Here is a 25,284-nt window from a genome sequence, read left to right as displayed (position 1 = left end):
CCTTCATCTAGGTCGCCGGCCGAATCTCGCCGATCAAGGTCTGCAACGAATACCCCAGGCGCGGCGCCAGTTCATCGGCCCGCCCCTGCAACGCGCGCAGGTCCAGTACCTGATCGAGGTCCGACGGCACGATCAGGATGACATTGCCTTCCTTCACCGGCAGCTCCCAGTAGTGCCGGTGATAAAGCCCGCGCAACAACGCCGCACCCAGTGGTTTACCGTCATCGGTGGCCCATTGGTTGATTACCAGCCAGCCACCGGGATTGAGCTTCTTCTGGCAGTTCTCCAGGAAGCTCCAGGCCAGATGACCGACACCGGGGCCGACATCGGTATACAGGTCGACGAAGATCAGGTCCGCTGACTCCGCGCTCTCCAGCAATTCCAACGCATCGCCGACGCGGATGTACAGACGCGGATCGTCATCCAGCCCCAGGTACTCGATGGCCAGGCGCGGCACATCTGGACGCAGCTCGATGGCCTCGACATCCTCCAGCGGCAGGAACCGCAGGCAGGCCTGGGTCAGGGTACCGGCTCCCAGCCCCAGGAACAGCGCGCTCTCCGGCTCCTCGTGGCACAAGGCGCCGATCAGCATCGCCCGGGTGTAATCGTATTCCAACCAACTCGGATCGGCGGTGAACACGCAACTCTGCTCAATAGCATCGCCAAATTCGAGAAACCGGTAATCGTCCACTTCAAGGACTCGAATCATGCCGAAGGCATCGTGCACTTCGGCGAGCAGACGCTCCACGCGCTCCTCAGCCATTTCATATCCTTGCAAGCGGGAAAACGGCAATTGTCAGCCAAGCCGACAGAGCAGGTCACGCACTAATTGCTGCTAACATGAGCCTCCCCCCGTCAATCCTCGAGTTCATGATGAGCCAACCCTGGAGCCCCGACAGCTGGCGCGCCCTGCCGATCCAGCAACAACCCCAGTACCCGGACGCCGCGCACCTGCTGCGCGTCGAGCAAAGCCTGGCCAGTTATCCGCCGCTGGTGTTTGCCGGAGAAGCCCGTGAACTGCGTCGTCAGTTCGCCGAAGTCACCCAGGGCCGTGCCTTCCTGCTCCAGGGTGGCGATTGCGCCGAGAGTTTCGCCGAGTTCTCGGCAGCAAAGATTCGCGACACCTTCAAGGTGCTGCTGCAAATGGCCATTGTCATGACCTTCGCCGCCGGCTGCCCGGTGGTCAAGATCGGACGCATGGCCGGGCAGTTCGCCAAACCGCGTTCGGCCAACGACGAAACCATCAACGGTGTGACCCTGCCGGCCTACCGTGGCGATATCGTCAATGGCATCGGCTTCGATGAAAAAAGCCGCGTGCCTGACCCGGACCGCCTGTTGCAGTCCTACCATCAGGCCACGGCGACCCTGAACCTGCTGCGCGCCTTCGCCCAGGGCGGCTTTGCCGACCTGCACCAGGTGCACAAGTGGAACCTGGATTTCATCGCCAACTCGGCCCTGGCCGAGAAATACAGCCAACTGGCCGACCGCATCGATGAAACCCTGGCCTTTATGCGCGCCTGCGGCATGGACAGCTCGCCGCAATTGCGCGAAACCAGCTTCTTCACCGCCCACGAGGCGCTGCTGCTGAACTACGAAGAAGCCTTCGTGCGCCGCGACAGCCTGACCAACGACTATTACGATTGCTCGGCGCATATGCTCTGGATCGGCGACCGCACCCGTCAGCTCGATGGGGCCCACGTCGAATTCCTGCGCGGGGTGAACAACCCGATCGGGGTCAAGGTCGGCCCGAGCATGAACACCGACGATCTGATCCGCCTGATCGACATCCTCAACCCGGACAACGACCCCGGCCGCCTGAACCTGATCGTGCGCATGGGCGCGAACAAGGTCGGCGATCACCTGCCGCAACTGATCCGCGCCGTGGAGAGTGAAGGCAAGCAGGTGCTGTGGAGCTCCGACCCGATGCACGGCAACACCATCAAGGCCAGCAGCGGCTACAAGACCCGGGATTTCGCGCAGATCCTCAGCGAGGTGAAGCAGTTCTTCCAGGTGCATCAGGCCGAAGGCAGTTACGCCGGCGGGATTCATATCGAGATGACCGGGCAGAACGTCACCGAATGCATTGGCGGTGCGCGGCCGATTACCGAGGATGGCTTGTCGGATCGCTATCACACCCATTGCGACCCGCGGATGAACGCCGATCAGTCGCTGGAGCTGGCGTTTTTGATTGCTGAGACGTTGAAGCAGGTGCGGCGTTGACTCAGTAGGCTTTGTTGTTGTCTGGAAGGGCCTCTTCGCGGCGGTGCGGCGTCCCGACAAGCTCCGCTCCCACAGGTTTTGTGGCTGCCCACAAAACTCCGGAACGGCTCCAATACTGTGGGAGCGGAGCTTGCCCGCGAAGAGGCCCTTCCAGACACCGCCATACCAACGTTTACAGCAAACCCCGCAACCGCTGCGCACTGACCCGCTGGCAATTGAGCTGAATATCCGCCAACCCCAGCCAATCGGCCAACTGCCGCAAATTGACCGCCAACGCCGCCATCCCCGCCTCATCCAGCCCCTGCTCTTCCTCATGCAGCGCATGCACGGCCAAGCGCCCGAGGGCCCGCTCCGCGCGCAGGTCGACCCGTGCGGCAATCCGTTCGTTGTGCAAAAACGGCAACACGTAATAGCCATACACCCGCTTGTGCTGCGGCGTGTAAATCTCCAGCCGATAACGGAAATCGAACAGCCGCTCGGTGCGGCTGCGCTCCCAGATCAACGAATCGAACGGCGACAACAACGCACTGGCCTCGACCCGACGCGGTACCTTGATGTCCGGCAGGCAGTACACCGGTTGGCGCCAGCCCTGCACCTCGCCCAGCTGCAACTCACCCGCCTCGAGCAATTCCGCCAGGCGCGCACGACTGTCGCCAGGGTCCAGACGAAAGTAGTCGCGCAGGTCTTTCTCCGTCGCCACCCCCAGGGCCGCTGCGGCCTGGCGCAACAAGCCACGCTGGGCCTCGGCCTCGTCGACCAGCGGCTGTCCGAGCACCGCCGAAGGAATCACCCGCTCCGGCAGATCGTAGAGCCGCTCGAAGCCCCGGCGCCCGGCCACCGTCACCTCACCGGCGGCGAACAGCCACTCCAGCGCGTGCTTTTCAGCGCTCCAATCCCACCAGGGCCCGGCCTTTTCCTCACGACTCGACAGACTGCCCGCCCCCAACGCGCCCCGTTCCTCGACCAACGCCAGCACCCGGCGAATGGTCGCCTGTTGCTCGCGGCCGAAACGCGCCATCTGCTGGTAGATCCCTTCGCCACGGGAGGCCCGCGCCATGCGCCAGCGCATCAGCGGGTACAACGACATCGGCAGCAGCGACGCTTCATGCCCCCAGTATTCGAACAGGGTCCGCCGTCGCCCCTGGCTCCAGGCCGCCTGGTCGAGCAAGTCGGAGGCATAGTCGCCCAATCGCGAAAACAGCGGCAGGTAGTGCGAGCGCACCAGCGCGTTGACCGAATCGATCTGTACCACACCCAGGCGTTCGATCAGCCGATTGACCTGTGTCGGCTTGATCGACGCCGAGGCTCTGCGGCCCTGGAATCCCTGGGCCGCGAGCGCCAGGCGCCGGGCTTGCTTCAATGAAAACGACAGGTCTGCGGGCATGCACGCCTCCTTGTGAACCCGCAAACTACCGCAGTCGCCCCCTGCTTGTGTAGCACCATCAACGACCCTTGCTCATCGGATCGTTCCAGAAATGCCGATGGGTTTCCTGCTCGATATCGGCGCGACTGAGCCCCATATCCTTGAGCGCATCGTCATTCAATGTTGCCAGCACCTGGCGCTCGCGTGACACCTCATACCAACGGGCAATCCGCTGCCACAAAGCCCGCAGCGAAAACACCGAGTGCGCGGCACCACCGATCAACACATAACCTTTTTGACCTTTCATCATCCTGCCCTCCTGTTGGGGATGACTAAAGTCTGTGCCTGGCGCTAAGATCAATCCAACGAATGTTTCTTATGCAATACATCTCAGAGATTGATGAATTGACCAACTACCCGAGCATCGACACCGACGTTCTGCGCACCTTTGTCGCGATCGCCGATCAAGGCGGTTTTACCAAGGCCGGTGAATTGGTCAATCGCACCCAATCGGCTGTCAGCATGCAGATGAAACGCCTGGAAGAAGACGTGCTCAAGCGCCAACTGTTCGAGCGCGACGGACGCCAGGTCAGGTTGACGGTCGAGGGACAGGTCCTGCTCGGCTATGCCCGGCGAATTCTCAAGTTACACAGTGAAGTGTTCAACACCCTGCGCGATCCGCATATGGTCGGCATGGTCCGTATCGGGGTGCCGGACGACTACGTGATGCGTTTTTTGCCGGGCATCCTCTCGCATTTTGCGCAGTTCTACCCATTGATTCAGATCGAAGTGAATTGCGAGTCCTCCGCGCAATTGCTGCAACGCCAGGACCTGGACCTGACCATCGTCACCCGCAAGCCAGGCAACGAACTCGGCCAAATGCTGCGCCAGGAGCGTCTGGTCTGGGCCGAAGCCCGGTGTTTCAGCACCCATGAACAAGCAGTGATTCCCCTGGCCATGCCTGGCAACGACTGTTTCTGCACCGAGTGGGTCTGCAACGCGCTGGACGCCCGAGGCCGGGATTATCGCCTGGCCTACAACTGCTCCAGCCTGGCGGCGATCATGGCGGTGGTCAGCGCCGGGCTGGCGGTCACCGCGCAATTGGAAAGCCTGATCACTCAGGACTTGCGCATTCTCGGCGAGGCCGAAGGACTGCCCCAGTTACCGCTGGCCAACATCATGCTGGTGCGCAACCTGAACAAACCCTCGCCGATCACCGAATGCCTGGCCGAGCACATCGTCGACGGTTTCAAACTTTAAAGCTGAGCAGTAGCGCGCCAAGCACCAGATAAGCGCAAAACAGGCCGCGCAATACTTTCTCGGGCAAGGCGTAGGCCACTTTCACCCCCCAACTGATGCTCATCAAACCGCCAATGGCCATGGGGATGCCCATGCGCCAGTCCACCTCGTGATGCACCGCATAAGTCACCAGCGTAACGCTGGTGCTGGGCAACGCCAAGGCCAGCGACAGGCCCTGGGCCACCACCTGCGAAGTGCCGAAGACGCTGGTCAGAAACGGCGTGGCCACCACCGCCCCACCGACGCCGAACAAGCCGCCCATGGTGCCCGAGGCCGCGCCCAGCACGCCCAGCCAGGGCCAGGGGTGACGCATCTGCGCCGACACCGGGGACGGTGCCATGAACAGGCGTACCAGATAGAACAGCGCCAGCGCCAGGAGAAAACCGACAAAGCCCAGGCGCATGCTGCGCGGATCCAGTCCCACCGCCCACAGGGCGCCGAACCAGGCAAAGCAGAAACTCATCAGTACCAGCGGCAGCGCGTGACGCAGCTCGATGCGATTGCGCTGGTTATAACGATGCAGAGCCAGCACCACATTGGGTACCACCATCACCAGTGCCGTGCCCTGGGCCAACTGCTGGTCGAGGCCGAACAGGATGCCCAGCACCGGAATCGCGATCATCCCGCCGCCAATGCCGAATATCCCACCCACCCCGCCCATCACGACGCCCAGTACCAGGTACTCAATCAATTCGATCACAGCCGTCTCCCCACTCAATGGCCTTCATGCTACGCAGTCCGCGCTAGCGCGGAAACGCACAGCAACGCACAATGGCTATGCCAATTTCGCACAAGCGATTCTGTATGAATCCTACAACCCTGACCGATCAACTCGGCCTGTTTCTCGATGTACTGGAAACCGGCAGTTTTTCCGCCGCCTCCCGCCTGCATCCGCTGACCCCGTCCGCCGTGGCACGCCGGATCGACAGCCTGGAAAGCTCGCTCGGTAGCCGCCTGTTCATTCGCAGCACCCATGCGGTCCGGGCCACGCCCGCCGGTCTGGCGTTCGCCGAACGGGCCCGACGGATCGTCGCCGAACTGCGTCTGGCCCGGGCCGAGGCCGTGTCCCTGAGCAACGCCCCCGAGGGGTTGATCCGGGTCGACGCGCCGGCGGCTTTCGGGCGCCGCCACCTGGCCCCGGCCATCGCCGACTTCCTCACCGACTACCCGGGCCTGGATGTGCAACTGCATCTGATCGACAGCTTCGTCGACATGCACGGTTCCAACCTGGGCAAGGTCGACCTGGTGCTGCGCGCCGGACAAATGGCCGATACCCGCCTGGTGGCCACACCCTTGGCGAGCATCGTACGGATCGCCTGTGCCAGTCCCACCTACCTGAACAATCGCGGTACGCCGACTGATCCGAGCGAGTTGAGCACACATGACGGCCTGGACTGGGACGCGCTGGCGCCGTTCATGGCTTGGCGTTTCATACAGAACGGACAGATGCAATTGCACCGCCCCGCGCGCATCCGCATGACCTCGAACAACGCCGAGGCCCTGCTGTCCGGGGCCCTGGCCGGCTTGGGCATCGCCCATCTGCCGACGTGGCTGGCCAGCGAATACCTGCTGCGCGGTGAATTACTGCCGCTATTCTGCGAAAACGGCCTGCCGGCGCCGGAAAGCTCCGGGGTCTATGCACTGCGCCTGGAACAACCGGCCAACTCCCGCAGCCGCTTGCTGCTGGAGTTCCTCAAGGGGCGTTTCAGCCCCGTACCGCCTTGGGACCTGGCCCTGCAAAGCGGCCTGGGATGACACTAGGCCGGGAAAATTCTCTGGCACATTAAAGATTCGACCGCTAGATTCATCGAACGTAACGCACAAGGCTTTAGTGATGACCAGCAACCGCGACAACTGTGATGACCTGCTCCTGGACAACCAGGTGTGCTTTGCCCTGCACTCCACCTCGTTGTTGATGACCAAGGTCTACAAACCCCTGCTCCAGGCCCTCAACCTCACCTACCCGCAATACCTGGCGATGATGGTGCTCTGGGAAAAGGACGGCCTGACCGTGGGCGAGATCAGCACGCGCCTGCTGACCGACCCGGGTTCCCTGACCCCCCTGCTCAAGCGCCTCGAAAGCGAGGGGCTGCTGAGTCGGACCCGGAGCAAGGAGGACGAGCGCGTGGTCATCGTCGAGTTGACCGAACAGGGCCGGGCCTTGCGCGAGCAGGCGCGGGGTATCCCGCAATGCATTCTCGCCGCCAGCGGCGACTCCCTGGAACGCCTGCGCACCCTCCAGGCCGACCTGGTGGCCCTGCGCGGGCATCTGCAAGACAGCCTCTGACCCTTCCCCGTTCAGCGCTTCGTGCTGATCACCCGTAATCGAGCGTCGAGCGGTCGTTCCTACAGAGGCCAGGCACGACCATTTCCTCGCGGTGAAACATCTTTCTGTGGAAGCCGGCTTGCCGGCGATGACCTCCGAATAGGCGACGCAGGCCTCATCGCTGGCAAGCCAGCGCCTACAGAAAAGCCGGACGGCTCCTAGCTGCAAGGGCGATCCGGCTCGCGGTAACCCCTTCGCGGTTACCGTTAATCTCCCTCCTCGATCCAGCGCAAAAAACCGAATCCTGTCTTTTTTGAAAATTTATCTTGCGCGCAAAATACTTGCGAGGTACATTTGCCTCGTACTTAGTTAACGCGCAAACAATTAGCGCAACACACACCAACTTGAAACGACGAGGCTCATCATGCAAACGCTCTATACCGCAATCGCAACCTCCACCGGTGGCCGTGACGGCCGTGCTGTTTCCAGCGACCAAATCCTCGACGTCAAGCTCGCCACCCCGAAAGAACTCGGCGGTGCCGGCGGCGCGGCGACCAACCCGGAACAACTGTTCGCCGCCGGTTACTCGGCCTGCTTCATCGGCGCGTTGAAATTTGTTGCCAGCCAGACCAAGCGCCAGATCCCGGCCGACGCCGCGATCACCGCCCATGTCGGCATCGGCCAGATTCCTGGTGGTTTCGGCCTGGATATCGACCTGCACATCAGCCTGCCGGGCCTGGAACAAGCCGACGCGCAGAGTCTGGTCGACGCGGCCCACCTGGTCTGCCCGTACTCCAACGCCACCCGTGGCAACGTCGACGTCCGCCTGCACGTCACCGTCTAACCCTTTCGCCACTTAAGGATCCGCACATGAACACTTTCAGCAAAGTCCTGACCGGTACCCTGCTCGCGCTGTCCGTCCAGGGCGCCTTCGCCGGTGATGTCGAACACAACACCCAGGCGTTTCTCAATGCCTTGAACAGCGGCGGCGGCAAGCCGATGGAACAGATGACGCCGACAGAAGCACGGGCCGTGCTGTCCGGTGCGCAGTCGGGGGTCAAGCTGAACCTGCCGCGCGCCGACGTCAGCCAGAAGACCATCCAGGTCGACGGCAAGCCGCTGGAGCTGACCATCGTCCGGCCGGCCGGGGTCAAGGGCACGCTGCCCGTGTTCATGTTCTTCCACGGTGGCGGCTGGGTCCTGGGGGACTTCCCCACCCACGAACGGCTGGTGCGTGATCTGGTGGTCGGGTCGGGGGCGGCTGCGGTGTTCGTCAACTACACGCCGTCCCCGGAAGCCCACTACCCGGTGGCGATCAACCAGGCCTACGCCGCGACGAAATGGGTCGCGGAACACGGCAAGGAGATCAATGTCGACGGCAAGCGCCTGGCCGTGGCCGGTAACAGCGTCGGCGGTAACATGGCCGCGGTGGTCAGCCTGATGGCCAAGGACAAGGGCACGCCGGCGATCAAGTTCCAGCTGCTGCTGTGGCCGGTGACCGATGCCAGCGTCGAGACCGCCTCCTACAACCAGTACGCCGAGGGGCACTTCCTCAGCAAGAACATGATGAAATGGTTCTGGGACAACTACACCACCGACGCCAAGCAACGCAGCGAGATCTATGCCTCGCCGCTACGCGCGACGACGGATCAGCTCAAGGGCCTGCCGCCGGCGCTGATCCAGACCGCCGGGTCCGATGTGCTGCGTGACGAGGGCGAGGCCTACGGGCGCAAGCTGGATGAAGCCGGCGTGCCGGTGACCAGCGTGCGCTACAACGGCATGATCCACGACTTCGGCTTGCTCAATGTGGTCAGCCAGGTACCGGAGGTGCGTTCAGCCATGCTGCAGGCGTCACAGGAACTGAAAGAACACCTGTAGGAGCGAGCTTGCTCGCGATGGGCGCCAACGATAACGAGGGCATCCTGATACCCCGCGGTGTTTGCAGCACAATCGCGAGCAAGCTCGCCCCTACAAGGGACCGTGGCACCATCTAGAAACAAGCAGATACAAAAAAGCCCGGAGCATATCCGGGCTTTTTTGTTCGTGCGGCGAAAAGCAGTGCTTATTTAGCACGGCCTTTGTAGGAACCGCCTTCACGGGTATCGATCTCGATCATGTCGCCGATTTCGATGAAGTCAGCAACCGACAGTTCGGTACCGTTCTTCAGTTTGGCAGGCTTCATCACCTTGCCGGAAGTGTCACCGCGAGCGGAACCTTCGGTGTAGTCAATCTGACGCACGATGGTGGTCGGCAGTTCTACCGAAACCAGGCGATCTTCGAAGAACACGGCTTCGCAGACGTCGGTCATGCCTTCTTCCACGAATGGCAGAACAGCCTCGATGTCTTCGGCGTTCAGCTCGTACATGGTGTAGTCGGAGGTGTCCATGAACGTGTAGGAGTCGCCGCTGATGAAGGACAGGGTCGCTTCTTTGCGGTCGAGGATTACGTCGTCCAGTTTGTCATCGGCGCTGTAGACGATCTCGGTCTTGTAACCGGTCAACAGGTTCTTCAGCTTGGTCTTCATGATTGCGCTGTTACGACCGGACTTGGTGAATTCAGCTTTCTGAACCAGCCAAGGATCGTTTTCGAGACGGATCACGGTCCCGGGTTTCAGTTCTTTACCAGTTTTCATTGCGAATATCCGAATTTGGATGGGATGTACATAAATCTAGGCCGCATATCATATCCAATTTAGGTAAAGCTTCACCAGCGCCGTGGCAAGATCAGTCCGCGAAGCCTGTTCCAGACACCAGCGTTCGGCATGTTCGGCCAGTTCCTGCTCGTTTTCCAGCAGTGCATTCCAGCTCGCGGCCATGTCCCCAGCGCTATTCCAGGCCCGCCACCAGTCTTCGAACGCCGCCAAGGCCGGCGCCGACAGGCCTTGGGTGTACAACCCGAGAAAGGCCTCCAGCTTGTCCAGGTGGACGTCGTCCTCCTGCCGATAGATGTGCCAGAGCAAGGGCCGCCCCGCCCATTGCGCGCGGACGAACGAGTCTTCGCCGCGCACCGCGTTGAAGTCGCAGCTCCACAGCAGACGGTCGTAATCCTCCTGGGCGACGAACGGCAACACCTGCACCGTCAGGCGGCCACGGACCTCACGGGCACCTGCCGCCAGGCCTTCGATCCCCAGCCAGCGCTGGACATCGCCCAGGATCCGGCCCACGGGCACCAGCAACTGCGTTGGCCGGCTATCGGCCGCCAGGACATCGAGCCAACTGGCCAGCCCCGCATTCTCATAGGCGAACAACGAGATAAGCCGTGCACCGTCTGTCGGCTCGACGCCGAGTTCACGCAGGAAATCGCCACGCGCCCGCGGATCCTGGACAAAGGTCCGGCGCTGCTCCAGCAGCCCGGCTTCACGCAGCAGGCCGCCGGTCCCGGCTTGGAAACCGGGGAAAAAGAAGAATTTCTGCACCTGCTTGAACTTGACCGACGGCAACCCGTGGCAGCCGACGATCCAGTCCTCGGCGCTCAGGTAGTCGAGATTGAGCCATAACGGCGCCTTGTCCCGTGCCGCCATGGCCTCCATGTACTCATGGGGCAACGCGCAGGCAAAGGCGCCGATCACCACATCGGCCGCCGGCACGGGCGACCAGGGCGCCGACCAACGGCAGACCTCGACGCCACGCTGTAACTGCCGGTCGAGCCCGATATCGATCGCCGGGCACAGATGCTCGAAGGCCCGCAGATCATCGACCCACAGACGCACGGCACAGTCATGTTCGGCGGCCAGTTGCCGGGCCAGGCGCCAGGTCACGCCGATATCGCCGAAGTTATCCACAACCGTACAGAAAATATCCCAGGTGGCCTTCATTCCGGGCTCCGTTTGGCAAAAGCGCCGATTGTCCGCATAAATCCGTGCGCGCAGAAGAGCCGATGTCGATTAATCTTCATGCAACAATGCGGCTTTGCTCCGAATCGCCCTGCCAGGAGGTCACCATGCCTTACCGCCGACAAGTGCGTCGCGCCCTTTATATCACCCTCAATCCACTGCAATTGACCGCCAGTATTGCCCTCGGTATCTGGCTGGGGGTCATGGCCCTAGCCCTGACCGCCTGGGTGCTGGCACGAATCTTTGTCCCGCAGCCCCTGGCGCCGCTGGCCGAGGCCGCCCGCCAACTGAGCAACCCGGTCCCCGCCGTCAGCACACCGGCGCCGCAAAGCGGCGGCGATTCGACGCAGATGTTCGAGCAGTACAAGCAGAACCTCTCCAGGAACGAAGAACAGCAGCGTCTGGAACAGGCTCGCAGCAGCTATCGCAACCTGTCCAACCCCAAGTGCCAGTTCTGGCTGCAACAGGACCAGACCGCGCCCACTGACAAGAGCCGCGCCAACGTGCTGCAGTTCTGCAATTGAGTGACCTCAGCGTGATGGACAAGCACGCCGTGCATCAACGGCTTCTCGAACAGCTGGAGGTCGATCTCGGCGTCTTGCAGCGCGCGGCACAAACCGCCTACGAAACCGCGACCCACGAGGAAAACGTCGCCGAAAACAAGTACGACACCCTGGGCCTGGAGGCCTCGTACCTGGCCACCGGCCAAGCCCGGCGCATGGAGGAAATCCGCCAGGCCCTCAAGCGCTGCCGGGAGCTGCTCCTGCGTCCTTATGACGAACAGAGCGGTATCCAGTTGGGGGCCCTGCTGGCACTCGAAGCCGAGAACGGCAGCGAACAATGGCTATTCCTGGCGCCCGATGCCGCCGGGCTCAAGATCGAGGACGCGGGCCGGCTGATCACCGTCATCAGTCCGCGCTCGCCCCTGGGCGGTGCCCTGCTGGGCAAGCAGGATGGCGACGAGGTGGCGATCAAGGTCAGCGGTGTGGCCCAGCGCTATAACATCATCCGGGTGGAGTGAACCCCGCGCTTACTTGGCCGCCATCAGGCGATTGACCTCACTGCGCACCATGCTGGTATATTCCGGCGGCGACAGGGTGTCGAGCTCCGCGCGCACCCACTCGGCCCACTTGCCCTTGCGCTTGGCGCGCTCGCCGAACAGGCGCGCGGCCTCGCCCTTGGCCTTGCCCAGGTTGCTCTGCCAGAGGTCGAACAGCCGGGACTTCTCGTCCTCGAGGGCGGCACGCTCAGCCAGGGACTTGTTAGCCAGATTGAAACTCATTGGAAAATCCTGCGGTGTAAATAGAGGCATATCTTACACCGCCGATGGAAATATCCTGCCGAGGATTTTGGCTCGACCCAGGGCCATGGCGGAAAAGTTTGCAACTTTCAACGACCCAGCCGACTCAGATTGTTCATCCCCTCATTCACTTGAAAGGAAGATCACCATGGCCCGTAAATCCGCCGTACAAGCCGCCGAAGACCAGATCAAGGACCAGGCCTTCAGCGAGCTGCAAGCGCTGATCCAGGACTCGGAAAAGCTGCTGAAGGAAAGCGCCTCGCAGGTGGGCGAGGCCGGCGAGAGCCTGCGCAGCCAGGTCAGCCAGAAGCTCAAGCAGGCGCGGGACTGCGTCACCCACGTGCGTGAAAGCACCCAGCCGATGGTCGAGGCGAGCGAAACCTATATCGGCGGGCATCCTTGGCAGACCGTGGCGATTTCCGCCGGTTTCGGCCTGGTGGTCGGCCTGCTGCTGGGCCGTCGCCACTGATCCAGCGCGATGCCAATAGTCCCTTGTCGCCCGGCAAGGGACACGATCTTGCGAAGGACTATCTACCACCCCACTGCCCCGCCACTCGATAGCGTTTTTGCCATCCCCCGCGAAGCCTGGCCTGCCAGCGCCCCGCGGTTCGTCAGTACGCACGAAGGCAAAAGCCATGACCCTCGATACCTATCCTTACGAGTTCTCCGAAGCCCTGGAACAGCGCGACGCCCCCAACGACCGGGAAAAAGCGCTGAAGATCACCCAGGCTGATCGCATCTGGTTGAGAAACGTCCAGCTCCCCAACCAGGACGCCCGCCAGGCGCTCAAGGATCCGATGCTTGTCGAAAAAATCATCATCAACGCAGACGGTCTGCCGCCCGTGGATCTGGCGGGTGCCTTCCTGATGAGTCCGAGTACCGGGGACTGTTCGTATCTCTACACCCCGGCCTTGGGCCTTGAACACTTCGAAACACGAACACAGGCCACCGACACCGTACTCGAGCGCCTGCGCAGCGAGAGCCAGCGCGATGAATTGCTGCGCTTCGTCGCGCTCGATATCAAGAGCAGGATCAACCTCGACGTACACCTCACACTCAAGACAGAACCTATCGAGGGCGCGGTTTTCCTGGACCGGCGTCGCTCCGTCGATCGCCATGAGCGATATAACCTGCAAGCCTTGAACGCGGAGTTGCTCAAGCTGCCCACGCTGGCAGCGCTGCTCAACAAGATGCTCGTCGACGAACTGGGCCGACGCTTTGCCAACGTCAACCTGGCGACCGTCAACATGCTCAGTTACGAGCGCGCCCCGCGAAACGGCAGTGATGGCGCTACCGACCTGAAACCTCGGCAAGTCGCGGCTCAGTCATTGGCCGAAGCGTTGCTCGGACACTATCGCGAAGGGGCCTGGTCCACCCACCAAACCCGCGAATTCGTGGCCCCCGGATACAACCCGGCGCCCGCCGATGTCGAGCAGTGGCAAGCCGCCCTGACGACGATCTCCAGCAGCCTGAAGACACGCTTGCAAAGCGAGCTGGAAAGCTACTGGAACGGCCAGATGGATAACGGCTACTCACGCCGTGTGTTTTTTACCGAGGTCATGGGCACCTGCTGGCGAACCGAACTGCTCAAGCAAATGCAATGGGACAGCATCGGCGCCAGGACACACTACTGGCTGTCCGCTCTCTACCCCCATAGACCCGAGCGACTGCCCGACACCCGGATCAAGAGCCTCGGCTACACCACCACAAAACCCTCCACGACCGCACTCGCCAATGCCTTCCTGGTGAGCGACGAGTCCGTCAGGCCGGGCTCGCTGTTTGTCTACACCTATGAGCGGCTGGTGGAGCTCAACGGCCAGGATGCCCTGAACAACTTTCTCCGGCAGGAACTGCATGATGTCGGACGCGGCGGGGAACTGCCGGAAACCCTGTCGCTGAGCGAACTCACCGAGCTGCGGCGGTTCCCCGCGCTGGCCATGCAACTGGACAGCCTCGCCCAGCCCGTGTTCAAGAACCGGCTGGAAGCGATCATCGCCAAGCAACTGGAAAACGTCGAATACATACTGGCCCGCTACAGCCGGAGCAATGGTCAGTTGGATCTCGCGGCCGCCCTGGAGGTTGCCCTCGACATCCGCACGATGATCAACGGCAAACTGCAGTCGATCGGTCCCCGGGAACGCTGGAGCCTCCGGCTCGACCTGTCGACGGACGAGCCGAGCCGGCCGGCAGCCAAGCCTCCCGAGCCGGTCGAAGCGCTGCAGACCCGTGCCAAAGAGCAGTGGCGCACGCTCGCGGCCCTGCAAGTGCGGCTCGGCAGCGAACTGGCCAAGCGCCCTGACCTCATGACCTTCGCGCACAACAGCCTGCGCAATGAATTGATCAATATGAAGCGGGCCGACCTGGACCCGACGACCGTTTACATCAACCAGTACGAAAGCGACTGGACCGAGCAGGAGGCCCCCCAGCCGATCAGGTCGCTGACCCTGGTCGAGCACCTTCTGGAACGCTTGGTCGGTCTGCTCCCGCCGCTGGCGAAACAGCCGGACAACGGTCTGTTCAGTCACGCCCGGGACGGCAGTTGGTCAAGGATCAGCCACCTGGACATGGCCACCGCCAATCAACTCGTCGACGCCGCGCTGGTGGATTTCCTGCCACGCTTTTTGCGTGAACAGCGCTCGATCTACTCGCCGCTCACCCCTCTGATCAGCGACGCCCTGAGCAAGGGATTGCGCTACGAAGCACAACAACGAGTACACGCCGGTACCCTGGAGGATTATACCCGGGAGCTGCTCGAAAGCGTCCTCGACAATCCGGACAGTCCTCAGCGCAAAGGCTTGCGCGGTTTCATTCCGGACGCCTTCGGCCTCACGCTGATGACCGCTGAGCAATCGCTGCCGCGCCAGTTGTTCAATTGCTTCCTGATCACCGAACGGGGCGGGCTGGCCCCGCTCAATTCGGGGCGCGCGCTGCTGTGGACACCGGCCGTTGGCATCGAGGCATTCGCCTCACTGCACAGCGCCGAAAGCGAACTCAATCGACGTCTGCACAGCCCGAACCAGAGCCCCTTGCTCCTGGAAAACCTGCTCGAGAAGCAGCGTCCCGCAGCGTTCTCCACGGGCATCCCGTACAACGGCATGCGCATCGGCTTCGAGCGCATCCCGAACAATTTCCTGAGCGACCGCGTCTACTCCGTGGTCGAAAAGGCACTGGGCGACATTGCCCTGGCCACCACGACACAACTGCCGGCCGTCGGCCTGCAACGTCACCTCGAATCCTGCCTGCTCCAGCACGCCTCGCTGGCCCCCCTGGAAAAGGCCATCGAAGCCGCCCAGAACACTTGCTTCAGCGCAGCCTTGCCGGCCTGGCTGGCGAATGCCGGCGCCGACGAACAACTGGCCCTGGCCGCCCTGCTGGACCGGCATCGGCAACAGGTCGACGACCCCATGGACTACCATCACGGTATCCCCGCCATCGGACACTTCGCCTGGAGCAAAATCCGCGGCCTGCTGGCCCGGGACTTTCCCACGCTGCACCTGGGTCGGGACACCTTGCAGCTGTCGCTGCTGAACCCGGAGGCCGTGAGCGCCAGGCGGCTGTCACTGAGCGATTACGCGCTGTTGCATCGCGACCAGATCGACAACGCCGCGATAACACTCTCGGCGGCCAGCGCCCTCCCGGAAGGTTTGACGGTCACGCACCTGAACACCCTGATCAAGGAAGCGGACATCGGCACCCATTACGCGGCGCTGCTGGACTCGCATCTGTCCCACGCGGAAAAGAGGGTCCCCGAGCGTCAATCGCTGTTCAACCCACAGCTGATCTGGCAGAGCCTCGAACACGCGCTACGCCAGTACCTGTGCAAATCGCTGTCCGCCCAGGCCCACGCTTTTATCAAGCATGTATTGGGCATGCCCGACGGCCTTGCCCGGACCCTGCTCGGCGACAGCAAGATTATCGTGCGCCCGCTGGAGCTGCTGCGCCGGGCCCAGAAAGCCGCGGACACGGCCCTGGGCCTGTACCTGATCGGACGCCCCGACACGCGCGGTCCGCTGGTGCTCTACAGCCCCTACGACGAGCACAGCGCCTTGCGCGAATACCCGAACGAAGCGACCTTCATGGCCGAACTCGGCCAACCCGGGGCCTTGCAGCAGCTGGTCCTTGGCAGAATTTCCAGCGGCGTGCGCCCGTACTACAGCGCACAGCTGTTCAGTCTCCAGGCCGTCAACCTCACCTGGAACATCATCAAGGGCAACTTCCTGCACCGACTCTACAACGACATGACCCACCTGCTGAAAACACAGCTGGGCTTGCAGAACGTCAAAGGGCAACACCCGGCCTGGGACACCGTGGTGACCCTGCTTGGCGAGCAACTGCACCAGGGCGCCCGCTTCATGCTCGGTCGACTCCGCATGGCCAGGGTGATCTGGCAAACCCTGCCGCAGTTCAAAGACGCCGCGGACAATGCCTGGAAAGGTCACTGGAGCCTGGCGCTGAAGACGTTCACCGATGCCCTGGTGCAACTGGCGCTGGCGCGCAAGCCCTCGGCCGCCAGCCTCCTCGGCGACCGCCTGAAATCCGGCGAGAAGCCAACCGAACCAGCAGCCACTCCAGCAACCCCGGTCACCTCGCCCTTCCCGCAACCGCACGCCTGGGGAGACATGGCCCTGATCCCGGAGCAACAAAACCGTTTGCTCGGCTACGAAGTCCACGACATCGCCTTGAACGATCTGGACCACGACAGCTCTCGGGACATCTACACCGACTCGGCCAGCCAGAGCCAGTACGCCGCCGTGCGCGGACGAGTGTTCCAGGTTCAACGGGAGGATGGCCGCTGGCGGATCGTCACCGCTCGGGAAAAAGGGCCATGGCTCAGCAAGGATGCGCAAAACCAATGGGACCTGGACCTCAAGGGCCGCTTGTTGGGGGGTGGGCACGTGGGTCGGCTGGTGGATCGCATCACCACCCGGCAGACCGTGCGCTTCGAGGCGAAGGTGCTGGCCGCGGGCATGCGCGCGATCAAGCGATTCTATCCGGACAAGGCCCGGCAAATCGGGCAGGCCCACGCCTTGGCCGTAACCTATCTGAAAAACGCCCGGCAACGATTGGGCTCGCTGACGGCCAACACCCGGCTCGATAACCAGCGCCACCTTTATCTCAAGGAATTCTTTGGCCTCACGATCATCAGTCGAACCCTGAACCAGCGAATCAACAGAATATTCGACAAACTGCTCCTGGAGCTGCTGTCCCCCGCCCGTTCACCTTACTTTTCGGATCTCTATGTCGTTGGCGCTTCGAGAAGGCCGGAGCGGATGTGCGCGGCTTTCGTGATCACCTGCGACCGCACCCAGAAAATCTATCTGAACGAGCTGTTCTTCGATCCCCAGCTGGAGGAGTACGAGCCCATCAAGCCGAGGACCTTCAACACCACGCTGCACAATATGGCCTGCATCCTGCTCCATGAGTTCAGCCACGTGGTCTTCAATACCGTGGATATCGCCTACCTCGATGCCTTCCGCCCCTTCTACGATCTGATCGACACGTCCACGCCCCATGGCCGTGAACTGCAAGAGTGGCTGAAAGAGATGCAAGAGAGCGCGCTGTCGCCACTCACCCCCCGCAAACAATTGTTCCGGGTTCAGGACGAGGTCACCGGCCACTGGGACGATATCGACGGCGCGGCACTCAAACGAGTCCTGACGCTGACCCACAGCACCAACCTGGACGATGCGCGCTGGGAGTTTCAATACAATGACGCGCGAAGAATCGATGTCATCCTGGACAACGCGGACTCGCTTGCCCTGCTCACCAGCTACCTGGGACGGCCCCTGGAGTTCTACCCGATTTTCAGCGGTCCGCCCGCCTGAACCCGATAGGGGTGAACAACCCTCCCCCTGTCGCTCACGGCAGGGGCTCACACACGCCAGCACTATCTAACGCCGCCCGTCGCAGCAGCTCCTGTAGCGTTTCTGTCCTTCACGAGCACGGCAAAAACCCGCCCCTCGTCAACATGAACGAAGGCACAGAACATGTCCGACCAACCTGCTGTCTATTACCTGTCCCAGGCCATGGAGCTGCGTGACACCCCCAGCCCGCTGGAAAAATCCCTGCGGATCGAAACCGCCGAACGCAACTGGTTGCGCAACCTGTTCCTGGCCAACCAGGATGCCCGCCAGGCACTCGATCCGCCGATGTCCGTGGATAAGCTCTTTATCGTCGCGCAAGGCTCTCCGGCGGCCGAGCTGGCCGGAACCTTCCTGGTCAGCGGCCCTCCGGGGCACCGAGTATTCCTCTGTACCCCGGGGTTCGGCCTGGAGCCTTTCGACAACCGCGAGCTGGCGCGAAAAAAACTGCTCGAACGCCTGGGCCAGCCCCCGCAACGCGACGAATTGCTGCGTTTCGTCGCCCTCAGGATCAGGTCCGCCATCCGCTATGAGCCGCCCCCCACCCTGGTCTCTGGACCTATCCTGGGGATCGTCCTGAGCGATCGACGCCAATCCATCGAAACCTACCTCGACTACAACCTGAAGCACCTGCATGACGAATTGCTCAAGTTGCCGACACTGAAGTCCCTGCTCAACCCACTGTTCGAGAACCAGTTGGGCAAGCGCTTCCCCCAGGTCAGCCTGACGGCCCTGAGAGTGATCAGCTATGAAAAGCCGATCTCGGACGGGAGCACGGCGACGCTCCCACTCCAGCAACTCTCAACCCGGTTACTCAGCGAAACCTTGCTGGAACTCTACAACCGGGGCGCCTGGCCCAAAGGGCAGAGCCGCGAGTTCATCGCGCCCGGCTACTCCTCCTCGGCGACGGATACCGTCATCTGGGAAAGGACGCTGGCGAATCTCTCCAGCCAGTTGTACAGCCATCTGGAAAGCGCACTGCGCGCCTTCTGGAAGGACCCCCTCGACAACGGGCTGTCACGCCAGGACCTGTTTATCGACGCCATGGGCACGCGCTTTCGGGCCGAGCTGCTCCAACAGGAACAGGACTGGAACATCCTCGCTCCCGAGGACTTCTACCCGTTGTGCGGGCTCTATCCGCTGGATACCTCAAGGCTGCAGGAGCTGACGCTCTACGCCCTGAATGTAAAAACCGACGGGCTCACCGGCGTATTGGCCAATGCTTTCGTCGTGCGCAGCGACCGCCAACAACACCCGGTTTTTTCCTGTATGGCGTCGGTCGATTGCAGGCATTCGAAAGCGAGCGCTCAGTGCTGGCCTCGGTCAAGACCCAGCTTCAGGACCCGGATCAAGGCGATGATCTGCGCCATGGCCTGTCACTGCGCGAACGTGCCGATCTGAAGGACTCGCAGAGCCTCGAAATCACGCTGGCAGCGGGCAATCCAGCGATGTTCAAGGCGCTGTTCAATAACATCGTCGCCAAGCAACTGGATAACGTGGCCTACGTGCTCATGCGCTATCGCCGCAGCAACGGCGCACTGGCCCTGGCCGCGGCGTTCGAACGAGCACTGGATGTCCGCGCCCTGATCGACCCGCGATTGGTTGCGCTCGCACCACTGGGTCGATGGAGCCACCGCCTGGATCTATCGCCCAGCGAGAGGTCTGTGACACTGGGTTTGCAGCGAACACTGACACCGACCCTGGACGCCGTCCGGTATCAGTTGAAAAGCCTGAACGAACTCAAGGGTAAAATCACCGAAGGCCTGCGCCAACGCCCGACCCTGAAGGCCTTCATCTGACCCAGCACACCGGCGCGCTGGCAGAGGCCAGCCACAGCGGTCTGTTCAGCAAGGACAGCGAGGGTCACTGGGCTCGGGTTTCCAACCTGGACATCACGCTGCTCAATACGCTCGTCGACAAGCTCCTGCCGGACTTTCTCGGGCACTACCTGCGCCGGCTGCGCGCGGTGTATGGCGAACTGTCCGAGCCGTTGAGCGAGGCCGTGAGCAACGGGTTGCGCCGCGAAGCCCAACTCAAGGTGCTGCAGGACACCTTGAGCGAAACCGACCTGGAGGTACTCGACAACCTGCTCGACAGCCATCGACGGGACCAGCGTCCGGGCTTGCGCGGCTTTATTCCGGATGCCTTCGCGCTGACGCTCAGGATCGACGCGGCGGCGCCGTCGATCAAACTGCGCAACTGCTACCTGCTGACTGAGCGCGGCGGCCTGGACAACGAGCATTGCGGCAGCGTGCAGCTATGGACCCCGGTCCAGGGGGCGGAAACCTTCCACTCGTTTCACGCCGCCGAAGTCGAACTGCAACGGCGCCTGCATGACCCCGTGGAGCGCCTGTCCCTGCTGGAAAATATCGCCAGAAGCGAACGCCCGGCGAATCTGCCCATCCCGCAGAACCACCCCAGCAACCACCGGGCTTATCCGGCCCTGGGCTTTGAACTGATTCACAACAGGTTCAGCGGCCATCAACAACATTCGCTGGTCGACAAGGTGATGGGCGACCTGGCCCATGCCACCACCCGCACGTACCCGGCCGAGCACTTCCACGAGCACCTGCAATCCTGCCTGGACACTCACGCAACGGTACCCACGCTGGAAAAAGCCATCCAGGTCGCCGAGAACGCCGCCCTGCACCTGGCACTGCCGCCCTGGTTGGCCGGCACCAGCGACAGCCGGCAGTTGGCCCTGGCGAGCCTGTTCGATCGCTATCGCCAGGATGCCGCGACGACCGCTGACTATCACCAGGACATTCCCGATATCCGCGACACCGCCCGGACCAAGGTCATGAGCCTACTGTCACGGGACTTTCCGGCGGCCCGCCTCGACCCCGACAAGATCAGCCTGTCGCTGACGTCGCGCAATACGGCCGCTCTTTCGCCAACATTTTTTCTGGCAAAGCCTGCTGCAGGCCTTTACCCAGGTGATCCGCAAGACCCTGTCCGCCACCGCCCACAACTTTATCAAGCACCTGCTGACAATGCCCGACGGCCTCGCCCGGGAACCCTTGAACGGACAGCGCATCGACCTGCGCCCGCTGGAGTTGATCAGCGACGCCGAGTCGGCAGCCGATCCCGTGGCTGGCTTCTACCTGATCGGCCCGAAACCCGGTGAGCAGGGTCCGCGAATCCTGTTCACGCCACAGGGGCCAGAACCGATTTTCCGCGAATACACCGATGAAACGGCATTGCAGGCCGACCTCAAGGACTCGGACAGCTTGCAACAACAGGTCCTCGAAAGACTTGCCCCGGCGCGGCGCGAGCACTACGCACGGCAGGTGCTCAGCACGCAGCAGGCCAGCCTGGCGTTCAGTGACAATCGCTGCACGGCAATCTCTTCCACCGGCTCTACCAGGATACCAACGCGCTGCTCAAGAACCTGCTCGGCCGGCAGAACGTGCAAGACCAGGGCCCGGCCTGGCGCAACGCTCTGTCCTGGCTCAAGGGCGGTCTTTACCAGGGTGAGAGGTACATGCTCGGTCGATTACGCTTGCCGCTGCTCATCTGGCAGACCCTCCCGCAACTCAAGGATGCGGCAGAAAAGGCCTGGCAGGAGCGCTGGGGCGAGGCGCTCGAGGAATTCGCCAGCAGCCTGGCGCAACTGGCGGTGGCGCGCCGCGGATGGGTTCGTTCGAGCCTGGCCGACATCGCGCCAACGCCAACCGAGGAAGTCATCGAGTCGCCCTTTCCCGCGCCGCTCTGGGGAGGCAGCCGCCTGACGCCTGGACAGAAGACCCGGCTCCTCGACTATGAAGCCCATGAGGACATGCTGGAGGAAATGACCCTGGACCAGGCTACCGGCTTGCACAAAGAGCCGAGCAGCGGCAACACCTTCGCGGTGGTCGGCGGGAAAGTCTTCCGGGTCCAGGAAGACGACCGCCGTTGGCGCATCGTCAAGGGCGCCGCGCACGGACCCTGGCTGCAACAGGACCGCCACCAACGCTGGTCATTCAACCTGCAAGGCCACTGCGTCGAGGAAAGTCGCCATGAAACTGTTTGATCATTGCGCGAACCGCCAGACGATCCGCGAGGAAATACGCGTGCAGGCCATCGGGATGGAAAATATCCGCCGGTTCTACCCCAACCGTGCCCGCATGATCCGCCACGCCCATGAACAAGCGGTGGCCTACCTGGTCGAAGCCATAAAGAACACCGAGCGACTTTTTGCCGAAAAGCCCCTGGATAAAAAACGCCGCCTGTTCGTGGAAAAGTTCTTCGATATCGCCTCGGTGAGCCAAGGTACGCTGAGGAAAATCAGATTCCGCGCACATATGATGCTCGGGGAACTGCTCAAACCGTCGCTCAATCCCGAGACCTCGTCACGTTATGTCGTGGGTTCGGCCCTGTACCCGGAGCACGGCATTCAGGCATTTACCTTGCCTACCGAGGTCGCCAGGCGAATCTATTTCACCGAGCGCTTCTTCAATCCCGGCTTCCAGATCTACTTGCCCATACACCCCAGAACCTTCGACATGCAGGGGCACAGCATGGGCACGGTGCTGTTGCATGAAGTCAGCCATCTGGTGCTCGACACACTCGACCTCGTCTATCTGGATGCCTGCCGCCCCTTCCTCGACCTGCTCAATACCAGCACATCAGAGGGAAAAGATCGCCACAACGCCCTGGAGCGGGTCCAGCAACATTCCTTCTCCAGCAGTACCCCCGCCAACGAATTGTTCAGGGAACGCGACGCTTACGACCTGCACTGGTATGACGTGGTTGGAAAGCCCTTGCAGCGCGTGTTGCAACTGACCGGAGCGCAAGACCTGGATGACGCCCGGCGGATTTTCTTTGCCAATGAGGAGAAAAGAATCGATGTCATCCTGGACAACGCCGACTCCCTGGCGTTATTGCTCGCCCATTTGGGCAGGCCAGCCGAATACCATCCCGTGCAATAGGCAGGCATCAACCTACTCCCGGGATGCGCTACATCCAGGCGACACGCCCTACTGAGCGGCCAATGCGCGCAACTGTTGCAGATCGCCCGCGGCCAGGACGATCCCGTCGCGCAGCGACACGGCCCGCTGCTGGTGACGCCGGTCCCCCGGCAGCCGCTGCAGGCCGACCCCCTGCATCTGGCTGACCAGCGTCCGGGCACGCTCGGCGAAGTCCTGTCCCGCCGCTTTGGCAGGATCGATAAGAATGATCAACTGCCCGGTCCAGGGGGTCTTGGCGCCTGGATGTTTCGACCAGTCGAACTCGAATGAGAAGTTCCCGCCGGTCAGCGCCGCCGCCAGCAACTCGACCATCATCGACAACGCCGAGCCCTTGTGGCCACCGAACGGCAGGAGCGCGCCGCCGTCGAGGATCGCCTTGGGATCGCAGGTCGGCCGGCCGTCGCGGTCCACCCCCATGCCGGGCGGCAGGCTGCGTCCCTCGCGGGCGGCAATTTGCACATCGCCATGGGCCATCGCGCTGGTGGCCAGGTCGAACACGATCGGATCGCCACCGGCCCGCGGCGCGGCAAAGGCGATCGGGTTGGTCCCGAACAGCGGACGCTCGGCGCCATGGGGCACCACGCAGGTCATGCTGTTGACCACGCTCAGGGCCACCAGCCCCTGATAGGCAAAGGGCTCGACATCCGGCCAAAGCGCGGCGAAGTGATGGGAGTTACGGATCGCCAGCACGGCGATCCCGGCACTGCGGGCCTTTTCCAGCAACAACGCCCGGGCGGCGGCGAGGGCCGGCTGGGCGAAACCGTTGGCGGCATCGACCCGGACAAAGCCGGAAGCAACATCCTCGACCCGCGGAATGGCCTTGCCGTCCACCCAGCCGCTGGCGAGCGTGGAGACATACCCGGGAATGCGGAATACGCCGTGGCTGTGGGCGCCGTCGCGCTCGGCGCTGGCGCAGTTCTCGGCCAGGACCCGGGCGACTTCCGCCGAGGTGCCATGGTGCTGGAAGATCTGGGCAAGCAAGGCCACCAGATCGCTGTAGGAAATCGTTTGAGTAACCGTCTCGCTGGGTACAGACATCCGAAGCTCCGATTCCGATTTATTTATTTATTATTCGATGGATAAGAGAAAAGCAGTGCTTGGGCAGGCGTCCAGACTATCCGGCGGCGAGGGACCGCTTGTCAAACAGGGCATCGAAGCGTTGGCCCAACTGCTGCTCGGCGAACTGCTCGCGGATGAAGTCGACAAAGGCCCGGGTCTTGCCCGGGAGCAATTTGTGCTCGGCGTAGTAGATCGAAATATGGCCGTCGTCGACGTACCAGTCGGGCAGGACCCGCTGCAAGGTCCCGGCCTGCAACCAGGGCACCGCGAACGGCATGCTCACCAGCGCCACGCCCAGGCCCTGCGCCGCCACCGCGCAGGCGGCTTCCGAGTCGCTCATGGTCATCCGCGCGCCAAGGCTCAGCGGTCGATGTTCGCCGTCGCGAGCGGTCAATTGCCAGGAGCGCACCCGGCCGGTCTGCGGTGAACGGATCAGAATGCCGTCGCAGCGGCGCAAATCCTCGGGTGTGCTCACGGCCGCCTGGCGCGCCAGATAATCCGCCGACGCCACCAGCACCCGATGGGCCACCGTCAGCTTGCGGGCCACCACCCCCTGGGGCAGTTCGAAACCGCCGCCAATGGCCGCATCGAAGCCCTGACCGATCAGGTCCACCTGGCGGTTATCGAAATGCCAGTCCGGGTGGATGTCCGGGAAGCGCCGCAGAAACTCACCGAGCAGCGGCACCACATAGAGACGCCCGAACACCGTGCCCACACTGACCTTGAGCGTGCCGGCCGGACGGCCCTCGACGCTGGCCAGGTTAGCGACGGCATTCTGGATGGTGTGCAGACTGGCACTGACTTCGCCGAGGAACAACTGTCCGGCTTCGGTCAGCCGCAGGCTGCGGGTGCTGCGCTGGAACAGGCGCACGCCGAGTCGCGCCTCCAGCTTGGCGACGCTCTTGCCGACCGCCGCCGGGGTCAGGCTCAGGCGCCGCGCCGCCTCGGCGAAGCTGCCGACTTCGGCACTGCGGACAAAACACTCGATACTGCTGAAGGTTTCCATGATCACCACTCTAAACTTTTGGTTTACACAGAGTGTAATGATTACCGTCTACACAGCCAGTAATCCGAGGTCGATACTCGGCTCCAACAACAAGGCCCGCTCCCCTTCCTTCCCCGGCCTTGAACTTTG

At 62.5% G+C, this 25,284-nt stretch carries 24 protein-coding genes and 1 pseudogene; 15 read left to right on the top strand and 10 right to left on the bottom strand.

Going from position 1 to position 25,284, the window contains the following annotated elements:
• Positions 1 to 7: 7 nt before the first annotated feature.
• Entirely contained in the window at positions 8 to 763 is a 756-nt protein-coding gene (locus AC07VG_RS16120; protein WP_495001508.1) for a spermidine synthase, read from the bottom strand.
• A gap of 110 nt (positions 764 to 873) precedes the next feature.
• Here AC07VG_RS16120 and AC07VG_RS16115 point away from each other — a divergent pair, with 110 nt between their 5' ends.
• Positions 874 to 2,220, top strand: a complete 1,347-nt coding sequence (locus AC07VG_RS16115; RefSeq protein WP_495001507.1) for a class II 3-deoxy-7-phosphoheptulonate synthase — start codon at positions 874 to 876, stop codon at positions 2,218 to 2,220.
• A 172-nt stretch (positions 2,221 to 2,392) separates the two neighbouring features.
• Here AC07VG_RS16115 and AC07VG_RS16110 read toward each other — a convergent pair whose 3' ends face one another.
• Together AC07VG_RS16110 and AC07VG_RS16105 are read right to left on the bottom strand one after the other, a co-directional pair.
• A complete protein-coding gene (locus AC07VG_RS16110; protein ID WP_495001506.1) occupies positions 2,393 to 3,604 on the bottom strand; it encodes a winged helix-turn-helix domain-containing protein in 1,212 nt (403 codons plus the stop codon).
• A gap of 58 nt (positions 3,605 to 3,662) precedes the next feature.
• On the bottom strand, positions 3,663 to 3,890 hold the full coding sequence (locus tag AC07VG_RS16105; RefSeq protein ID WP_495001609.1) for a DUF1127 domain-containing protein: 228 nt from the start codon (positions 3,888 to 3,890) through the stop codon (positions 3,663 to 3,665).
• A gap of 98 nt (positions 3,891 to 3,988) precedes the next feature.
• Between AC07VG_RS16105 and AC07VG_RS16100 the strand changes: the two genes are divergently transcribed.
• A complete protein-coding gene (locus AC07VG_RS16100; RefSeq protein ID WP_495001608.1) occupies positions 3,989 to 4,843 on the top strand; it encodes a LysR family transcriptional regulator in 855 nt (284 codons plus the stop codon).
• Here AC07VG_RS16100 and AC07VG_RS16095 read toward each other — a convergent pair.
• A complete protein-coding gene (locus tag AC07VG_RS16095; protein ID WP_495021526.1) occupies positions 4,833 to 5,582 on the bottom strand; it encodes a sulfite exporter TauE/SafE family protein in 750 nt (249 codons plus the stop codon). The two genes, AC07VG_RS16100 and AC07VG_RS16095, sit on opposite strands and share 11 nt — an antisense overlap.
• Positions 5,583 to 5,686: 104 nt before the next feature.
• Between AC07VG_RS16095 and AC07VG_RS16090 the strand changes: the two genes are divergently transcribed.
• The 4 genes from AC07VG_RS16090 (at position 5,687) to AC07VG_RS16075 (ending at position 9,026) form a co-directional block, all read left to right on the top strand.
• Complete coding sequence (locus AC07VG_RS16090; protein ID WP_495001504.1) at positions 5,687 to 6,637, top strand: LysR family transcriptional regulator; 951 nt, start codon at positions 5,687 to 5,689, stop codon at positions 6,635 to 6,637.
• A 79-nt stretch (positions 6,638 to 6,716) separates the two neighbouring features.
• A complete protein-coding gene (locus AC07VG_RS16085; protein ID WP_495001503.1) occupies positions 6,717 to 7,169 on the top strand; it encodes a MarR family winged helix-turn-helix transcriptional regulator in 453 nt (150 codons plus the stop codon).
• A 403-nt stretch (positions 7,170 to 7,572) separates the two neighbouring features.
• Positions 7,573 to 7,992 carry an organic hydroperoxide resistance protein gene (locus AC07VG_RS16080; protein ID WP_495001502.1) on the top strand — a complete coding sequence of 140 codons (420 nt, stop codon included), beginning with the start codon at positions 7,573 to 7,575 and terminating at the stop codon, positions 7,990 to 7,992.
• A 26-nt stretch (positions 7,993 to 8,018) separates the two neighbouring features.
• Positions 8,019 to 9,026, top strand: a complete 1,008-nt coding sequence (locus AC07VG_RS16075) for an alpha/beta hydrolase (protein WP_495021525.1) — start codon at positions 8,019 to 8,021, stop codon at positions 9,024 to 9,026.
• A gap of 184 nt (positions 9,027 to 9,210) precedes the next feature.
• Here AC07VG_RS16075 and AC07VG_RS16070 read toward each other — a convergent pair whose 3' ends face one another.
• Both AC07VG_RS16070 and earP read right to left on the bottom strand, forming a co-directional pair.
• Complete coding sequence (locus tag AC07VG_RS16070; RefSeq protein WP_177094868.1) at positions 9,211 to 9,780, bottom strand: elongation factor P; 570 nt, start codon at positions 9,778 to 9,780, stop codon at positions 9,211 to 9,213.
• A 48-nt stretch (positions 9,781 to 9,828) separates the two neighbouring features.
• Entirely contained in the window at positions 9,829 to 10,962 is a 1,134-nt protein-coding gene (earP, locus tag AC07VG_RS16065) for an elongation factor P maturation arginine rhamnosyltransferase EarP (protein WP_495021524.1), read from the bottom strand.
• 125 nt (positions 10,963 to 11,087) lie between these two features.
• Between earP and AC07VG_RS16060 the strand changes: the two genes are divergently transcribed.
• Positions 11,088 to 11,504: a hypothetical protein gene (locus AC07VG_RS16060; RefSeq protein WP_495001499.1), complete on the top strand. Its 417-nt coding sequence runs from the start codon at positions 11,088 to 11,090 to the stop codon at positions 11,502 to 11,504.
• A gap of 14 nt (positions 11,505 to 11,518) precedes the next feature.
• On the top strand, positions 11,519 to 12,001 hold the full coding sequence (locus AC07VG_RS16055) for a GreA/GreB family elongation factor (protein ID WP_495001607.1): 483 nt from the start codon (positions 11,519 to 11,521) through the stop codon (positions 11,999 to 12,001).
• A 9-nt stretch (positions 12,002 to 12,010) separates the two neighbouring features.
• On the opposite strand, the gene AC07VG_RS16050 is transcribed toward AC07VG_RS16055, so the two are convergent.
• Entirely contained in the window at positions 12,011 to 12,262 is a 252-nt protein-coding gene (locus AC07VG_RS16050; protein ID WP_495001498.1) for a hypothetical protein, read from the bottom strand.
• Positions 12,263 to 12,428: 166 nt separating this feature from the next.
• Between AC07VG_RS16050 and AC07VG_RS16045 the strand changes: the two genes are divergently transcribed.
• The 5 genes and pseudogenes from AC07VG_RS16045 to AC07VG_RS16025 all read left to right on the top strand — a co-directional run.
• Complete coding sequence (locus tag AC07VG_RS16045; RefSeq protein WP_495001497.1) at positions 12,429 to 12,749, top strand: ElaB/YgaM/YqjD family protein; 321 nt, start codon at positions 12,429 to 12,431, stop codon at positions 12,747 to 12,749.
• Between the two features lie 166 nt (positions 12,750 to 12,915).
• Positions 12,916 to 18,105 (top strand): dermonecrotic toxin domain-containing protein, encoded by a 5,190-nt coding sequence (locus AC07VG_RS16040; protein WP_495021523.1) that lies wholly within the window; start codon positions 12,916 to 12,918, stop codon positions 18,103 to 18,105.
• Between the two features lie 162 nt (positions 18,106 to 18,267).
• On the top strand, positions 18,268 to 19,542 hold the full coding sequence (locus tag AC07VG_RS16035) for a hypothetical protein (RefSeq protein ID WP_495021522.1): 1,275 nt from the start codon (positions 18,268 to 18,270) through the stop codon (positions 19,540 to 19,542).
• Positions 19,452 to 19,940, top strand: coding sequence for a hypothetical protein (locus AC07VG_RS16030; protein ID WP_495021521.1), 489 nt, complete (start codon positions 19,452 to 19,454; stop codon positions 19,938 to 19,940). Before AC07VG_RS16035 ends, AC07VG_RS16030 begins: the two co-directional genes overlap by 91 nt.
• A gap of 1,137 nt (positions 19,941 to 21,077) precedes the next feature.
• Positions 21,078 to 21,338, top strand: a pseudogene (locus tag AC07VG_RS16025) (dermonecrotic toxin domain-containing protein); the annotation flags it as partial.
• Positions 21,339 to 21,418: 80 nt separating this feature from the next.
• Here AC07VG_RS16025 and AC07VG_RS16020 read toward each other — a convergent pair.
• The gene (locus AC07VG_RS16020) at positions 21,419 to 21,556 is read right to left on the bottom strand and encodes a hypothetical protein (protein WP_495021572.1); all 138 of its coding nucleotides are present in this window, start codon (positions 21,554 to 21,556) and stop codon (positions 21,419 to 21,421) included.
• A 69-nt stretch (positions 21,557 to 21,625) separates the two neighbouring features.
• Here AC07VG_RS16020 and AC07VG_RS16015 point away from each other — a divergent pair, with 69 nt between their 5' ends.
• Positions 21,626 to 22,153: a hypothetical protein gene (locus tag AC07VG_RS16015; protein WP_495021571.1), complete on the top strand. Its 528-nt coding sequence runs from the start codon at positions 21,626 to 21,628 to the stop codon at positions 22,151 to 22,153.
• A complete protein-coding gene (locus tag AC07VG_RS16010; RefSeq protein WP_495001493.1) occupies positions 22,140 to 23,051 on the top strand; it encodes a hypothetical protein in 912 nt (303 codons plus the stop codon). Before AC07VG_RS16015 ends, AC07VG_RS16010 begins: the two co-directional genes overlap by 14 nt.
• A 48-nt stretch (positions 23,052 to 23,099) precedes the next feature.
• Here AC07VG_RS16010 and AC07VG_RS16005 read toward each other — a convergent pair whose 3' ends face one another.
• Both AC07VG_RS16005 and AC07VG_RS16000 read right to left on the bottom strand, forming a co-directional pair.
• Positions 23,100 to 24,128 carry an Ldh family oxidoreductase gene (locus AC07VG_RS16005; protein ID WP_495001492.1) on the bottom strand — a complete coding sequence of 343 codons (1,029 nt, stop codon included), beginning with the start codon at positions 24,126 to 24,128 and terminating at the stop codon, positions 23,100 to 23,102.
• A 76-nt stretch (positions 24,129 to 24,204) separates the two neighbouring features.
• Entirely contained in the window at positions 24,205 to 25,155 is a 951-nt protein-coding gene (locus AC07VG_RS16000) for a LysR family transcriptional regulator (protein WP_495021520.1), read from the bottom strand.
• Positions 25,156 to 25,284 lie beyond the last annotated feature (129 nt).

The sequence above is a fragment of the Pseudomonas sp. GW821-FHT03C07 genome (genome assembly GCF_059420925.1).
Note: the sequence above shows the minus strand (reverse complement) of the source record. Positions and strands in the feature narration are given on the sequence as shown.